The organism is Pseudomonas syringae pv. tagetis (assembly GCF_022557255.1).
Lineage (GTDB): Bacteria > Pseudomonadota > Gammaproteobacteria > Pseudomonadales > Pseudomonadaceae > Aquipseudomonas > Aquipseudomonas caricapapayae.
Map to the genome: position 1 here is coordinate 1340435 of NZ_CP092923.1, position 14481 is coordinate 1354915.

General features: G+C 58.9%; 20 protein-coding genes. 13 read left to right on the forward strand and 7 right to left on the reverse strand.

The window, feature by feature from the left end; genetic code table 11:
• Window positions 1-532: 532 nt before the first annotated feature.
• The 13 genes from MME58_RS05965 to MME58_RS06025 all read left to right on the forward strand — a co-directional run bounded on the left by MME58_RS05965 (window position 533) and on the right by MME58_RS06025 (window position 9739).
• On the forward strand, window positions 533-1453 hold the full coding sequence (locus MME58_RS05965; RefSeq protein ID WP_055005280.1) for a sigma 54-interacting transcriptional regulator: 921 nt from the start codon (window positions 533-535) through the stop codon (window positions 1451-1453).
• 49 nt (window positions 1454-1502) lie between these two features.
• Window positions 1503-2411: a sigma 54-interacting transcriptional regulator gene (locus MME58_RS05970; protein ID WP_054985837.1), complete on the forward strand. Its 909-nt coding sequence runs from the start codon at window positions 1503-1505 to the stop codon at window positions 2409-2411.
• 93 nt (window positions 2412-2504) lie between these two features.
• Window positions 2505-2846 carry a type III secretion system major pilin HrpA gene (locus MME58_RS05975; RefSeq protein WP_054985836.1) on the forward strand — a complete coding sequence of 114 codons (342 nt, stop codon included), beginning with the start codon at window positions 2505-2507 and terminating at the stop codon, window positions 2844-2846.
• Between the two features lie 56 nt (window positions 2847-2902).
• Window positions 2903-3979, forward strand: a complete 1077-nt coding sequence (hrpZ, locus tag MME58_RS05980) for a type III secretion system effector HrpZ (protein ID WP_055005281.1) — start codon at window positions 2903-2905, stop codon at window positions 3977-3979.
• Between the two features lie 28 nt (window positions 3980-4007).
• Window positions 4008-4382: a type III secretion system inner rod subunit SctI gene (gene sctI, locus MME58_RS05985; protein WP_054985834.1), complete on the forward strand. Its 375-nt coding sequence runs from the start codon at window positions 4008-4010 to the stop codon at window positions 4380-4382.
• Between the two features lie 8 nt (window positions 4383-4390).
• Complete coding sequence (gene sctJ / locus MME58_RS05990) at window positions 4391-5197, forward strand: type III secretion system inner membrane ring lipoprotein SctJ (protein ID WP_055005282.1); 807 nt, start codon at window positions 4391-4393, stop codon at window positions 5195-5197.
• A complete protein-coding gene (locus MME58_RS05995; RefSeq protein WP_054985832.1) occupies window positions 5197-5724 on the forward strand; it encodes a hypothetical protein in 528 nt (175 codons plus the stop codon). The genes sctJ and MME58_RS05995 overlap by 1 nt, the downstream gene beginning before the upstream one ends.
• Before the next feature lie 35 nt (window positions 5725-5759).
• Window positions 5760-6341 (forward strand): type III secretion system stator protein SctL, encoded by a 582-nt coding sequence (gene sctL / locus MME58_RS06000; RefSeq protein WP_054985831.1) that lies wholly within the window; start codon window positions 5760-5762, stop codon window positions 6339-6341.
• Between the two features lie 92 nt (window positions 6342-6433).
• The gene (locus tag MME58_RS06005; protein ID WP_054985830.1) at window positions 6434-6658 is read left to right on the forward strand and encodes a type III secretion protein; all 225 of its coding nucleotides are present in this window, start codon (window positions 6434-6436) and stop codon (window positions 6656-6658) included.
• Window positions 6645-7076, forward strand: a complete 432-nt coding sequence (locus tag MME58_RS06010) for a hypothetical protein (RefSeq protein ID WP_054985829.1) — start codon at window positions 6645-6647, stop codon at window positions 7074-7076. The genes MME58_RS06005 and MME58_RS06010 overlap by 14 nt, the downstream gene beginning before the upstream one ends.
• Window position 7077: 1 nt before the next feature.
• Window positions 7078-9177 carry a type III secretion system outer membrane ring subunit SctC gene (sctC, locus tag MME58_RS06015; protein WP_054985828.1) on the forward strand — a complete coding sequence of 700 codons (2100 nt, stop codon included), beginning with the start codon at window positions 7078-7080 and terminating at the stop codon, window positions 9175-9177.
• Window positions 9174-9377, forward strand: coding sequence for an HrpT family type III secretion system protein (hrpT, locus tag MME58_RS06020; protein WP_054985827.1), 204 nt, complete (start codon window positions 9174-9176; stop codon window positions 9375-9377). Before sctC ends, hrpT begins: the two co-directional genes overlap by 4 nt.
• Window positions 9378-9379: 2 nt before the next feature.
• Window positions 9380-9739: a hypothetical protein gene (locus tag MME58_RS06025; protein ID WP_054985826.1), complete on the forward strand. Its 360-nt coding sequence runs from the start codon at window positions 9380-9382 to the stop codon at window positions 9737-9739.
• A 262-nt stretch (window positions 9740-10001) separates the two neighbouring features.
• Here the strand turns inward: MME58_RS06025 and sctU are convergent, their stop codons facing one another.
• From sctU to MME58_RS06060, 7 genes are read right to left on the reverse strand one after another with little or no spacing between them, the layout of a single operon-like run.
• The gene (gene sctU, locus MME58_RS06030; RefSeq protein ID WP_055005283.1) at window positions 10002-11081 is read right to left on the reverse strand and encodes a type III secretion system export apparatus subunit SctU; all 1080 of its coding nucleotides are present in this window, start codon (window positions 11079-11081) and stop codon (window positions 10002-10004) included.
• The gene (gene sctT, locus MME58_RS06035; protein WP_054985824.1) at window positions 11078-11872 is read right to left on the reverse strand and encodes a type III secretion system export apparatus subunit SctT; all 795 of its coding nucleotides are present in this window, start codon (window positions 11870-11872) and stop codon (window positions 11078-11080) included. The genes sctU and sctT overlap by 4 nt, the downstream gene beginning before the upstream one ends.
• On the reverse strand, window positions 11873-12139 hold the full coding sequence (gene sctS, locus MME58_RS06040) for a type III secretion system export apparatus subunit SctS (protein WP_054985823.1): 267 nt from the start codon (window positions 12137-12139) through the stop codon (window positions 11873-11875).
• A 7-nt stretch (window positions 12140-12146) separates the two neighbouring features.
• Window positions 12147-12800 carry a type III secretion system export apparatus subunit SctR gene (gene sctR / locus MME58_RS06045; RefSeq protein ID WP_055005284.1) on the reverse strand — a complete coding sequence of 218 codons (654 nt, stop codon included), beginning with the start codon at window positions 12798-12800 and terminating at the stop codon, window positions 12147-12149.
• Entirely contained in the window at window positions 12797-13204 is a 408-nt protein-coding gene (locus MME58_RS06050) for a FliM/FliN family flagellar motor switch protein (RefSeq protein ID WP_054985821.1), read from the reverse strand. The genes sctR and MME58_RS06050 overlap by 4 nt, the downstream gene beginning before the upstream one ends.
• Window positions 13194-13910 (reverse strand): hypothetical protein, encoded by a 717-nt coding sequence (locus MME58_RS06055; RefSeq protein WP_054985820.1) that lies wholly within the window; start codon window positions 13908-13910, stop codon window positions 13194-13196. The genes MME58_RS06050 and MME58_RS06055 overlap by 11 nt, the downstream gene beginning before the upstream one ends.
• On the reverse strand, window positions 13907-14476 hold the full coding sequence (locus tag MME58_RS06060; protein WP_054985819.1) for a type III secretion system HrpP C-terminal domain-containing protein: 570 nt from the start codon (window positions 14474-14476) through the stop codon (window positions 13907-13909). The genes MME58_RS06055 and MME58_RS06060 overlap by 4 nt, the downstream gene beginning before the upstream one ends.
• Between the last annotated feature and the right edge of the window lie 5 nt (window positions 14477-14481).

Genomic DNA, 14481 nt, shown 5'->3' on the forward strand with positions numbered 1-14481 from the left:
GTTTTAACGCATAAAGTGGCAAGTTTTTGTAAACGCTTTGTTATTTAAGCGTGTGCACAGTTCAAACTATTTAGTTTGTGCGATGCACTTTTTTTGCGCGTCAGGTTCTTTGTGCCTCTTTAAGTGAAGTGACAATTGATTTTTTTGTGGGGGGGCGTGTGATGGCTTTTAAATGTATTCGATTAAGCCTGCTGTTCAATCGGTAATTTTTTTAGATAATAAACCGTGCGGTTACATGGTTTTTTGCCTGGCTCCAAGACAGGGCATCCGGTCTCAAGGCCCGCAGGCAGGAGGGCAGGCGGATTTTTCTGGTCGTAAATCCTTGATCAGGATGGAATAACGATAGATTAAAGTAATCATCCCAACAGAGTGGCTCTATGCCAGATCTGCTCATGGGATGATGGTATTACTATGATAATAATTCTCAACTTTGTGAGCTTTTTCTCATTCGTTGGGGAACTAAATTACTATATGTCTGCCTTGTAAGACGTGGTATTAATAGTCCGCTTGCCACCCACAGTGAGAGTGAACGATGAGCACAGGCATTGATAAGGACGCCCGAGAGTGTTGGGGCGTAACTGCATTATCCGCTGGTCATCAAATTGTAATGAACAGCGCGTTTCTGGATATGGATTTGTTGCTGTGCGGGGAAACCGGAACCGGCAAAGACACCTTGGCCAATCGCGTTCATGAGCTGTCCAGCCGGTCCGGGCCTTTTGTCGGCATGAATTGCGCCGCCATTCCGGAGTCGCTGGCAGAAAGCCAGTTATTCGGTGTCGTCAATGGCGCATTTACCGGTGTCTGCCGCGCTCGTGAGGGCTACATCGAAGCGTCCAGCGGCGGCACGCTTTACCTGGATGAAATCGACAGCATGCCGTTGAGTCTTCAGGCCAAATTACTGCGCGTGCTGGAGAGCCGGGGAGTCGAGCGGCTGGGCTCGACCGAGTTCATTCCACTGGATTTGCGCGTGATTGCTTCAGCCCAGCGCCCATTGGATGAACTGGTGGAACAAGGACTTTTTCGTCGCGATCTGTTTTTTCGGCTCAACGTGCTGACGCTTCACTTGCCAGCCTTGCGCAAACGTCGCGAGCAGATCCTGCCGTTGTTCGACCAGTTCACCCAGGAGATTGCCGCTGAGTTCCAACGTCCCGTTCCTGTACTGGACAACGGTCGTGTGCAGATCCTCCTCAGCCATGACTGGCCGGGCAACGTACGTGAGCTGAAGTCCGCGGCCAAGCGGTTTGTGTTGGGGTTCCCTCTGCTGGGCGCCGAGCCGGTGGACGCGCGCGACCCCGCGACAGGTCTGCGCATGCAAATGCGTGTGATCGAGAAAATGCTTATTCAGGACGCACTCAAGCGGCACCGACACAATGTAGACGCCGTGCTACAGGAGCTTGAACTGCCCAGACGTACGCTTTACCACCGCATGAAGGAGTTGGGCGTTGCTGCGTGATTGCAGCAACGCCTAGAGTCCGAAAAGCTGATGTCTAGGGAGTTGTGGGATGGAGCTTGATGATGGGTTTGATGATGATCTGGACCAGGAGTGTGTGCCGAATCTGGGGATCGTTGCTGAAAGCATTTCGCAACTCGGTATCGATGTGTTGCTGTCAGGCGAGACCGGGACCGGCAAAGACACTATCGCCCAGCGAATTCATGCAATGTCTGGCCGTAAAGGCCGCCTGGTCGCGATGAATTGCGCTGCGATTCCGGAGTCACTGGCCGAGAGCGAGCTGTTTGGCGTGGTCAGTGGTGCCTACACCGGTGCTGACCGTTCCAGGGTCGGTTACATCGAAGCGGCGCAAGGCGGTACGCTGTATCTGGATGAGATCGATAGCATGCCGCTCAGCCTGCAGGCCAAGCTGTTGAGGGTGCTGGAAACCCGCGCCTTGGAACGACTGGGTTCGACGTCGACGATCAAGCTGGACGTCTGCGTGATCGCGTCGGCTCAGTCGTGTCTGGACGATGCCGTCGAGCAGGGCAGGTTTCGTCGCGATCTGTACTTTCGCCTCAACGTGCTGACCCTCCAGCTGCCGGCGTTGCGTACCCAGCCTGAGCGTATTCTGCCCTTGTTCAAGCGATTCGTTGCGGCTGCCGCCAAAGAGCTGGAGGCTGTCCCGCCCGATGTCTGTCCCCTGCTTCAGCAGGTGTTACTGGGGCATAACTGGCCTGGCAATATTCGTGAGCTCAAGGCCGCAGCCAAGCGCCATGTATTGGGCTTCCCCGTGCTGGGCGTCGATCCGCAAAGTGAAGAACACCTGGCCTGCGGTCTCAAATCCCAGTTGCGGGCGATTGAAAAGGCTTTGATTCAACAGGCGCTCAAGCGTCACCGCAATTGCATTGACGCCGCAAGCCTGGAGCTGGATATGCCTCGGCGTACGCTTTATCGACGTATCAAGGAATTGCAGATCTGATTTTTTGCAAACCCGCTGGAACCGATCTGCGGGTCGTTGCCACCTAGCTGTACCAAGCAATAACGCTGGTGTAGATAAAAGGGGCATCACGTCATGGTCGCATTTTCAAGTCTAACCTCGAAACTCACCAACCTCGGCAACGGTGCCGTCAACGGTGTCGGTGGCGCGTTGCAAGGCGCCAACACTGTTGCGGCCAACGCCAGCCTGCAGAGCAGTATTCTTTCGGGCACGGGCGACAGCCTGTCGGTTGCCGCACAGACCAAGGCCAGTAAAGAGACCGACGCCAATGGCGCGAAACTGATTACCATGCAAGCCGAAGAAGCCCAGAGGAAGCAGACGATGGACGTGCTGAACGCCATCGAAGCGGGCAAGGAAGACTCCACCAACAAGAAGATCAGTGCCACAGCGCAGAACGCTAAGGGTATCAGTTACTAATTATTTCTGATTGCCCCCTCGCCAGAGGGGGCCGCTATCTCAGGACGGGCGTTTCTATGCAAGCTCTCAATAGCTTCAATTCCCTGCAAACCTCGGCTTCACTGTTCCCTGTGTCGCTCGACAACGACGCAACCAGCAGCGCCAGCACCTCCAGCAAGGAACTCAAGGCCGTCATCGACCAACTGGTTCAGGCCCTGACCAAAAATGGCCAGCTGGATGACACCTCGCCGCTCGGCAAGATGCTCGCCAAGGCCATGGCTGCGGACGGCAAGTCGGGCGGTAGCATTGCCGATATCACGGCAGCGCTCGACAAACTGATCCACGAAAAGCTCGGTGACAATTTCGGCGCTTCCGCAGGCATCGGTGGTGGCGCGGGTTCAGGTTCGGGCGCTGGTGGCGGCCAGCTGGACGGCGCGAGTGGCGGACAGTCTGACCTGATGAATCAGGTGCTCAATGGCCTCGGCAAAGCCGTGCTGGACAATCTGCTGACTCCCAGCGGGGAAGGCGGAACAACGTTCTCCAGCGACGATATGCCGATTCTGGAAAAAGTCGCTCAGTTCATGGACGACAACAAGGCCCAGTTCCCCACCCGTGACGGTGGTTCCTGGATGAACGAGTTGAAGGAAGACAATGGTCTTGACGGTCAGGAAACCGCCCAATTCCGCTCGGCCCTCGACATTCTCGGTCAGCAGCTTGGCCAGCAACAGAGTGATGCCAGCGGCCTTTCGGGCAGTGGCGGCGGTGGCCTGGGGTCGCCCGTGAGTGATTCGGCAGGCGCTCCGGCTTCGCTGGGTGATCCTGCAATCGACGCCAACACCGGACCTGCCGCGAACGGCAACGGCAACATCGATGTGGGCCAGTTGATCGGGCAACTGATCGACCGCGGTCTGCAGGCGTCTGGCGGAGGTCTGGGTACGCCGACTGACAACTCTACGCAGCCGGGCACCACCAATGGCAACCTGTCCAATCAGGACTTGGGGCAGTTGTTGGAAGGCTTGCTGCAGAAGGGGCTGGAGGCCACGCTCAAGGATGCTACCGGCGCTGGCAATGATTTGCAGGCAAGCGCTGCGCAGACTGTCGCCCAGATCCTCAATACCCTGTTGCAAAGCAGCAATAACCAGGCTGTTGCCTGACCGACCGCCGCCTGACGGAGAAACCTGTATGAGCATTTCCCATATCAGCCACCTCAAGAGCCTGTCTTCAGAGCTTGGGCCCAATGTGCATCAGGAGCTCGTTTCCGAGCCCGTTCAGGCGGATGTCGATCTTTTTACGGCGGCCATGCGCCCGGACAGTGGCCCTTCGTCTTCTCATCTGTCAGACAAGGTTGCCAGTGCGCTGTCCGAGCGCCTGGGCGATACCGCAAAACTTTCCCAACAGGCGCTGCGCCAGATGAAGAGAGTCGCAGGTTCCGAAGACGGCGCTGACATTGTTCAGATGGGCCGTGCGCTGTCGCAATGCTCGTTACAAATGGCGTTGACAACCAAAGTTGTGAGCAAGAGCGCTCAGGCGCTCGACAAGCTGACCAACCTGCAGTAGAGGTCTACGTGAAATTTCTCAGCGCAGGTCTGCTGCTGATGTGCATTCTGATGCTCGGCGGCTGCAGTGATGACACCGATTTGTTCACTGGACTCTCCGAACAGGATTCCAACGAAGTCGTGGCGCGGCTTGCGGATCAGCATATCGATGCGCGCAAACGCCTGGAAAAAACCGGTGTGGTGGTCACTGTCGCTACCAGCGACATGAACCGTGCCGTACGTGTTCTGGACGCTGCTGGTCTGCCGCGGCATTCGCGCACCAGCCTGGGCGAAATCTTCAAGAAGGAAGGCGTGATTTCGACGCCGCTCGAAGAACGTGCTCGTTACATCTATGCCTTGTCTCAGGAGCTTGAGGCAACTCTTTCGCAAATCGACGGCGTTATTGTCGCCAGGGTGCATGTGGTGCTCCCGGAGCGCATAGCGCCGGGCGAGCCGGTGCAACCTGCGTCCGCAGCCGTGTTCATCAAGCATTCTGCATCGCTTGACCCCGACAGTGTGCGTGGGCGAATTCAACAGATGGTCGCCAGCAGTATTCCTGGCATGTCTACCCAGTCCGCGGATTCGAAGAAGTTCTCCATCGTGTTCGTGCCCGCTGTGGAGTTTCAGGAAACCACCCAATGGGTGAGTTTCGGGCCTTTCAAGCTGGACAGCGCAAACCTGCCATTCTGGAACGTCATGCTCTGGGTCATCCCGGCAGGCTTTGCTCTTTTGCTGCTGATTGTCTTGCTGGCAGTACGCAGTGACTGGCGTAACGGGCTGCTGCGCCGCACAGGTTTCGGCGCGCGCAGTCGTACCGGCCTGCCGGCGCGTACGTAATGGCTCCGACGGTCGAAGCGCTCTGGGCTCGCTGGTGGTGCAATCCCTGGTCGTGGGCTCATCCGGCCCGGCAGCACATATTCGCCGAGTCTTGCGGACTGACGGTGGGTGAGTGCGACGCGCTCATGGCTTGCCGCCACAGCGTGTTCCTGGAGAGCGTGGGAATTGCGCCCGCTCAACCGGCTGTTGCCGACACGGCGGTGCTGGACTGGCTGACATTGACACCCGTTCAGCGTGAGCAGGCCATAGGCCTGGCGCAGTTGATCTGTTTTACCCGCTATGAGAGTGACGGGCCGGACGGGCAGTGGTGTTGGGCGCTCGCCAAGGCGCTGCGTCCGGCGGTATGGCTGCCTGCCGATGTCTACGATGCGCGCTTGCTGTTAGGTGCCTGGCTCGGGTCGCAGTACTGGTCGCGTCTGCGGCTGGCCTGGCCGCCGGGCGAAGTTGCCGATGTGCCCTGCGAGGCGCCGGAGAACAAGCTTCAGACACTGTGGCGCGCCATCCTGTGGCGCGTCACGGCATCCTGAATTGAACCTCATATCTTCTGCGTCAGGAATTGCCCATGCTTGCCAAACGCAGTATTGCCTTGACGACCGCGTCGCTGCTGCCTGAACCGATCTTGCGTCGCGAAGACATCGCCGACAGTCTGCTGGCGCACGACATCCTCGCTGACGCCCGTCAGCAGGCCGAACAGTTGCTTGTCCGCACGCAGGAGGAGGCCGATCGTCTCAACCAGCAGGCGCTGGCGCAGTTCTGGGAAAACGCCAATGCGTTTCTCGGCGAGCTTCAGCAGCAGCGCGAAACCCTGCAACAGGAATCGATGGTTGCCGTGGAGGCGCTGTTGAGCGAGTCACTGCGGCACTTGCTGGACGACACCACGCTGGCCGAGCGGGCGCGGGCTCTGGCCAGAAACCTGGCTGCCAGCCAGCTCAACCAGGCAATCGCAACGCTCAGCGTGCACCCCGACATGGCTGAACCAGTCGCCGAGTGGCTGGCGGAAAGCCGTTTCGCCGAGCACTGGCAGCTCAAGCGAGATGCATCGGTAGCATCAGGCAGCCTGCGCCTGAGCGACGCCAACGGTGCCTTCGATATCGACTGGATGACGTTGCGCAATGGCCTGCTGGGGGCCGAACAGTCTGCCTGACACAGGTTTGAGCGCACGCAGAGTTGAAGATGGAACCGTGCCGCAGGTTTGCTCCACTCAAGGTATGAACCCTTTTGCTGGAGCACCAGGACATGATCAGTTTCAACAGCTTGCAACGCCATCTCGACAACTCCGCGAGCCGCGCGCAGACCCACATGGAAGACGCGGCAATGGATGCCTCGGAAAGTGGCTCCATCGAAGACCTTCAGGCTTTCAACGATGCGCAGCAGCAGGTGGACGTCGCAGGTATTGCCGTCAACGAAAGCTTGCGCGCCAAACACGGCATCACCAAAGCGATCATCGATGGAATTCAGTGACTTCACCGAGATCCTCGGCCAGTGGGCTGAACAGCGTCCGGCGACTCCGCTGGACTGCTGGATCGATGATGCCAACGTGCGTCTTGCGGCACACGTCAACGGTATATGTTGCAGCATCGAGCTGCTTGATCCCTACGATGCCGCTGATCCGCAACGTCTGGAAGCCCTGCTTAGTGAAGGCGGGGCGAGCCTGGCGTGTGCCTGCGAGGGCGCACTGGGTATCGATCCAGAAACGCGCTGTGTAGTCCTGGTCAGCTGGATCCCCGACCCCTTTCATCTCAACGACCTGCTCAGTCGCCTGGAAAGCCTGGCCAATCAGCGCGCGGCCTTGCTCAGCCTGATGCAGACCTCAATTCGCAATACGGCGCCCACTCTGCTCGGGCGTGCGAACCTCAACAACCGGCAACCGGGAGTGTGAAATGCGCAAGGCCTTAATGTGGTTGCCTTTACTGTTGATCGGGGCGACCCCTGTTACCTGGGCGGTCACCCCCGAAGCCTGGAAGCACACTGCCTACGCCTACGATGCCCGGCAGACTGAGCTGGGTACGGCACTGGCTGACTTTGCCAAAGAGTTCGGCATGGCACTGGATATGCCATCGATGCCGGGAAAGCTGGATGGCCGGATTCGCGCCCAGAACCCCGAGGAATTTCTCGACCGTCTGGGTCAGGAATACCACTTTCAGTGGTTCGTCTATAACGACACGCTGTACATCAGTCCTTCCAGCGAACGCACATCGGCGCGTATCGAGGTTTCTCCCGACGCCGTGGATGACCTGCAGACTGCCCTGACCGACGTGGGCCTGCTGGACAAACGCTTCGGCTGGGGCGCTCTGCCCGATGAAGGTGTGGTACTGGTCCGCGGTCCGGCCAAATATGTGGAGTTCGTGCGCGACTACAGCAAGAAAGTCGAAAAGCCGGATAAAAAAGCCGATAAGCAGGACGTTGTCGTCCTGCCGCTCAGGTACGCCAACGCCGCCGATCGCACTATTCGTTATCGCGACCAGCAACTGGTCGTGGCCGGTGTTGCCAGTATTCTTCAGGACCTGCTGGAAAGTCGTGCACGTGGCGAGAGCATCGACAGTGTGAACCTGCTGCCGGGGCAGGGCGGTGGCATCTCGAGCGGTGCCGGGGCTTCGGCTGCGGCCTTGCCTTACAACCTGGGTTCCAACGGGATCGATACAGGTGCCTTGCAGCAAGGCATTGACCGCGTATTGAGTTTCGGCAGCAAACGATCCGGTAAAGGTCATTCCGCAGGGCGCACAAGCATTCGGGTAAGCGCTGACGTGCGTAACAACGCGGTACTGATCTATGACTTGCCAGAGCGCAAGGCCATGTACGAGAAGCTGGTCAAGGAGCTCGATGTTCCTCGCAACCTGATCGAAATCGATGCGGTGATTCTCGACATCGACCGCAACGAGCTGGCGGAGCTGTCCAGCCGCTGGAATTTCAATGCAGGCAATGTAAGTGGCGGTGCCAGCCTGTTTGACGCCGGGACCAGTTCGACCATGTTCATTCAGAACGCCAGCAAGTTTTCCGCCGAGCTGCACGCGCTGGAAGGCAATGGTTCTGCGTCGGTCATCGGTAATCCGTCGATCCTGACACTGGAGAATCAGCCAGCGGTAATCGACCTGAGCCGTACTGAATACCTGACCGCCACGTCTGAACGCGCGGCTGAAATTCTGCCGATCACTGCCGGCACCAGCCTGCAGGTCATCCCCCGTTCGCTGGACCACGACGGCAAGCCCCAGGTGCAAATGATCGTGGACATCGAAGACGGTCAGATCGATGTTTCGACCATCAATGACACGCAGCCAAGTGTGCGCAGAGGAAACGTCAGCACCCAGGCGGTGATCGCCGAGCATGGCTCGCTGGTGGTCGGCGGCTTCCACGGGCTGGAGGCCAATGACCGGATTCACAAGATTCCGTTGCTGGGCGACATCCCGTACATCGGCAAGCTGCTGTTCCAGTCCCGCAGCCGTGAATTGAGCCAGCGTGAACGTCTGTTCATCCTGACCCCGCGTCTGATCGGCGATCAGGTCAACCCGGCCCGCTATGTGGAAAACGGCAACCCGCATGACATCGATGACCAGATGAAGAAGATCAAGGACCGTCGTGACGGGGGAGAGTTGCCGACCCGTGGTGACATCCAGAAGGTCTTCACTCAGATGGTCGACGGTGCCGCGCCGGTAGGCATGCGCACGGGCGAAACACTGCCCTTTGAAACCGACAGCCTGTGTGACCCGGGCGAAGGTCTGACGCTCGATCGCCAACGCTCGCAGTGGTTCGTCAAGAAAGACTGGGGCGTTGCAGTGGTGGTCGCACGCAACAACACCGACAAGCCGGTACGGATCGACGAAAGTCGCTGTGGTGGCCGCTGGGTCATTGGCGTTGCCGCGTGGCCTCACGCATGGCTGCAGCCGGGCGAGGAGAGCGAGGTGTATATCGCTGTACGCCAGCCACAGATATCGAAAATGGCCAAAGAAAGCCGACCTTCGTTGCTAAAGGGAGCGACACCATGAGTATGCGTCATCTTGCTGTCATGTTTTTGCTGGTCGCTACTCTGACGGGTTGTGCTACCCATGGTTGCACCGGGTACGCGTGCAAGCGTCCCGACTCGAACAGCCGCGAGCTGGTGATCTGGTGGCCGCCTGACATGCGTCAGGGGCTGGATGATCGTGATCATGAGCTGGATTACACCGTTGTGCAGTTAAAGGACTGAAGATGATCGAGGTAATGGAAAAAGCAGCGTTCTACGCCCAGGTCGCCGCCCAGAGCCCGGCCGTATGGCCGGTCGCCAAGGGTGTCGCTTTCGTCAGCCGGCGTGAGCACCACGACTGGGGTATCGCGTTGCATATCGAAGGCCGCGCGCTGCGCCCCGAGCAATTGCGCGAGGCACTGCAACGCCGCTTCATGGAAGCCGAACGGTTTAGTCGTTACTTTCTGTTTCTGGATGTACGGCGCGACTTTGTGGTGTGGCACGCAGTGAACGACACGCCCGACTCGTTCGCCAGCTTGGATGAAATCCGTCGACACGAGTTGATGCTGGCGGGGCTTGAACATTTGAATGAGGAGCTGCACTGACCGCCTGATTTACCCGTGTGGGTGGGCCCGATCAGGGCCCATCAACACGGCCTTCCGGATTTCCCCCCTTCGTAATGCCTCTTCGCACTCATGTCCCTACCCGTATGGTCACGGCACTTCTCGTGGTTTGAGCCCTGTCTTGCGGGTTCTTCATGAGCTGCCCATCACACCAGCGCAAATCACCATAGCCCTGCACGCGCGTGTTCATGCCGGTGGATTCCTGCGTTCAGTGCGGGGTTGCGGTGTGTGATGCTCTGCGGGACTACTGCTCGTCTTCGATGCGAATCACTTCGCTGGTGACTTCGTCCAGTTGACGGACGACCTTGTAGATATGAGCGACGGTCAGCAGTGTGGTGCGGGGGATGTACTTGCCGGCTTTGACCTTGTACAGGGTGCGCGCCAGCCAGATGCTCTGAACAACCGGAATGCCAGCCTTCTTGGCCCGCTCGATCAGCGCCAGTGCGTCCGCGTCCTCACCCTTGCAATGGATCATCGGCAGCGGTGTCTCCCCTGACCGGTAATACAGCGCCACCGCGTAGTGGGTCGGGTTGATCAGCAGCATGTCCGCCTCTTCCACCGGTTTGGGCGCAGCACTGGGTTCCTGGTTGAGGATTTCATGGGACAGCTGCCGACGGTGATCCTTGACGTGCGGATCGCCTTCGGACTGTTTGTATTCCTTCTTGATGTCTTCATGGCTCATGCGCAGTTTTTTCGCGTGGAAGTACTTCTGCATGGCAAAGTCGACCATGGCAATGACCAGCAACAAACCCAGAATCACCCGCAGAGTGTGCTGAAACAGCTCGACCAGTGCATGCCAGTAGGTTGTCAGTTCGCTGTTGGCCAGCAGGATCAGCGTGCCCAGCGCCGGTTTGACCTGTGAGTACAGCGTCGCTCCGATCGCCAGGGCTTTGAGTACGCTGAGCACCAGGTTGAGAATGTTCTGCCCGGAAAACATCTGCTTGGCATGGGAGAAGGGGTTGATCTTGTTGATGTCGAGTTTCAAGGCCTTGGGGGCGAACAGGAAGCCGATCTGCATCCAGCTGCTGATCAGGCGCATGAGCATTGCCAGGCCGACGCTGCACAACGTAAAGCTGAGCAACACGGAAAAGCCTTCGTTGGCGATCAGTTCCACCGATGCCATGAACGGCCGGTCGATACCCTTGAACGAAAGCCCCAGCAAGGCTTGCAGACGATTCACACTTTCGTCGGCCAGGCCCAGGGTGACTTCGCTGACGGCCAGCAACACCAGCAGTTTGCCGAGGTCCTGACTCTGCCCGACCTGACCCTTTTCCCGCGCGTCGCGAATCTGTTTGGGCGTCGCCTTTTCTGTTTTTTCGCTCACGGCACCTGCACCATAAAGCCGAGTATCGACTTGAGATCAGCCAGCTTCGATAGCTGACCTGTGCCCAGTTCCAGCAACGTCGGCAAGTAGATCAGCAGGAACGCGAGACCGGCCATGCTCTTGGCGGGCATGGCCAGAATCGAGACATTGAGCTGCTGCGCATACAGGCCGATGATCGCCAGCGCCGCCTCGATCAACAGCAACAGGGCAATGAAGGGCGCGGCGTACAGCATCATGTGTTGCAGGGTCTGGTTGATCTGGCCGAGAAAAACGTCCAGGCCGTTCGCCGTCATGCCTGGCAGCCATGAGGTCGGCGGCCAGACGCTGTAGCTGTCCCAGATGACCTGGGTGATCATCGACAGCCCCCCCGTAAGGATCACCAACATGATCAGTGTTTCCTGAAACAACTCGCCCAGCGGCGTTGCGTCCGGCCCCAGCGCCGGATTTATCTGCCCGCCGCTGAGTGCGCCGCGCTGGCTGTCCAGCAAGGCGCCCACGGACGCAAACATCCAGAACGGCGCGTACAGCAGCATGCCCAGCAGGGTGCCGAGTACCGCTTCCTTGAGCAGCAGACCGCCTATGGCAAACCAGTCCTCATTAAGTGACGTCAGCGCGCGGCTGATGCCCGGTGCAGGAATCATCGCAACCACGGCGACTACCGCGTAGCGCAGCGGTCCCTTGAGGTATTTGAAGCAGAAGGCCGGCACCAGCAACATGCACGGCACCAGCCTTGCCATCGCCAGGCCCATGCCCAGTATGAATTCGAAAAAATCCTGGGCGTGCAGAGGCATCTAATGCGCAACTCCGGACCGGGCAATCAGATCGAAGGCCATATTGATGAACTGAATCAGCTCCACGCCGATCCAGCGCCCGGTAACCGCCAGTGTCATGCCCACGGCAGCCAGCTTGATGCCGAAGGGCAGCGTCTGGTCCTGAATCTGCATCAGCGCCTGTAACAACGAGGTGATGACCCCGACCAGTACCGCAACACCCAAAGGCGGTGCGGTCAGGATGACGACCAGAAACATGCCTTGCTTGAACAGTGCCAATGCTTCCATGACCGCCTCACATATACGAATAGAACAGGCTGTCGAGCAGGCGCGACCAGCCTGACACCAGTACGAACAGCAGCAGTTTGAGCGGCAGCGACAGGGTCATGGGCGAGACCATCTGCATGCCCAGCGCCAGCAGCAGATTGGAGACAATCAGGTCGATAACGATAAACGGGATGTAGATCAGAAAACCGATCTCGAAACCGGCTTGCAGTTCGGAGAGAACAAAGGCAGGGATTGCCAGGAGCAAATCTTCTTTGCTTGCCTGATCGGCCATTTCCTTGGGCCACATGCGCTGTGTGTTGTCCAGCAGATGGGCAACCACATCGGGGTCAGTGTTGCGGGTCATGAAGCGTTGCAGCGGTTCTATCACTGTTCTGGCACTGGCCTGGAGCTTCTCGGTATTGCCCAGCTCTAGCGGATGGTCGTGCACGCGCTGCTGCATTTCGTGGGCGACCGGCGCCATGACGAACAGCGTGGCGGCGAGTGCGATGCCATACAGCGCCATGTTCGGCGGGACTTGCTGAACGCCGATAGCGTTGCGGGTGATCAGCAAAGTCATGGCGATTTTCAGGAAGGCGGTGCAGACGATCAGCAGAAACGGAATCAACGACAGCGCGCCGAGAAACAGTGCCAAAAGGAGCGGGTTGGCCCCTTCCATAATCATGGCTGAGCTGCCAGTCGGGTTATTTGCAGGCCCAGCCGACCGTCTACATCGACCAGTTCGCCTTCGGCCACCACGCGCTCGCCATGGCACAGTGTGGCGTAGCCTGGCGCAATGCCGCTGACCTCAAGGACCGTGCCCGCGTCCAGTCGGCGCAGTTCGGCAAGGGTCAACCTGAGTTCTCCGCAGCGCAGGGTCAGGTCCAGTGGCAGTGAGTCGACTGCAGACAATGGACTGTGCTCATCCTGCTCGTCCTGTTCATCAGGTCCAATGGGCTCATCAGGCTCATCGGATGGGAGGCCGGGCTGTTCTTCGACGTCCACATCCGCCCACTGCTGCTCACCGATTTGTTCGTCGTAATCGTCGAGGCTTTCGACATCGTCCTGATACAGATCTTCAGTACTCATGGTGACTGTGTTCCTCGTGGCTGAGCCGCAAAAAAAGATGCTGTGCCTGAAGCTCGGTCTGTGCCTCCCACTGCCGCCCGGCAAGGCTCAGCACGCCTTGCCCGGCGCTGTCGAACCGGCAGCGGGCGGGCAGTACCACGTCACCTGGCCGCAGCGAAGCAAGTTGTTCCAGCGTCAGCGACAGCTCGCCAATGATCAGCGGCGTGGCCACACAAAAGTCTTCATCGACCGGCTTTTGAACAGGGTGCCAGCGCGCCGAGCGCAATATCCTGATAAGCGTCTCTGGTGCTGCGTGCAGATGGGCATGAACCTGTTGCCCTGCGAGCCGGACCTGAATCCGGCAAGCCATTAAAGACGCTTGCGTGCTGTCGGACTGCGGTTCGATGGGGGCGAGCAGATCGGCAATGACCGGGCTCAGGCACTGATTGAACAACTGCCAGTACCAGGCGTGCTGATCGCCAGCCAGGGTAAGAGGCACCTCGCCGAGCAGGCTCAGCACTGCCTCGGCATCGCTCAGGCACACGGGCCCCGCAGCGGTACTCAACCAGGCACCGACACGCGGTGTAACGACATCGGCCAGCAGTGGGAGAAGTGTCAGCTCGGCGTTACCGCCCTGAACGTCGAAGTCCAGACGCTGACCGGCGCCCAGCTCGCGTGTGGCCTGGGCAAACAGCGGGGCGACCTTGCGCAGGAGCAGCGCACTCATGCTGCAAAGTCTTCGTGCATCGACAGGTCAACGTCCTGGCCCAGTGCCTCCGAGAGCGATTCGCGACACGCGCCTGCGTGGCCATGCAGGCGCTTGAGCACATCGCGCCGGGCAAAGCCCAGCTGGATACTCCAACGATTGTCGGCTTTGCTGGCGTTGACCCGAACGCTGCCCAGATTAGGCATCAGCAGGGTGAAGGCGAGCGGGCCATCGGGCTGATCGGGCAGGCGCTGTACGACCTCATCGATCAACTCGGTCGGTACATTTTCTGCTCTGACCGAAAAGGCGATTGCGCCGCCTGCGAAGCTCTGTTGATCAGACTGGGCAACTACCGGCGGCACCAGCAGTTGTGAAAAGAACAGGCCATCGGCGTTTATCGGTGTGTCCGCCGTCGATCTGTTGAATGCCGAACGACTTGCCTGCAGATCGCTGCGTAGAGCACCGCCAGAGGCGGCGCGTTTGTCACCTGCCGGCCTGGCGCTGAATGCTGTTGGCAGAGACTCCGCCGGTTTTTCGCGTACAGGTGGCGCTGGTGCCTTGGCAGGGGTTTTGATCGGTGCGGTCATCGTCA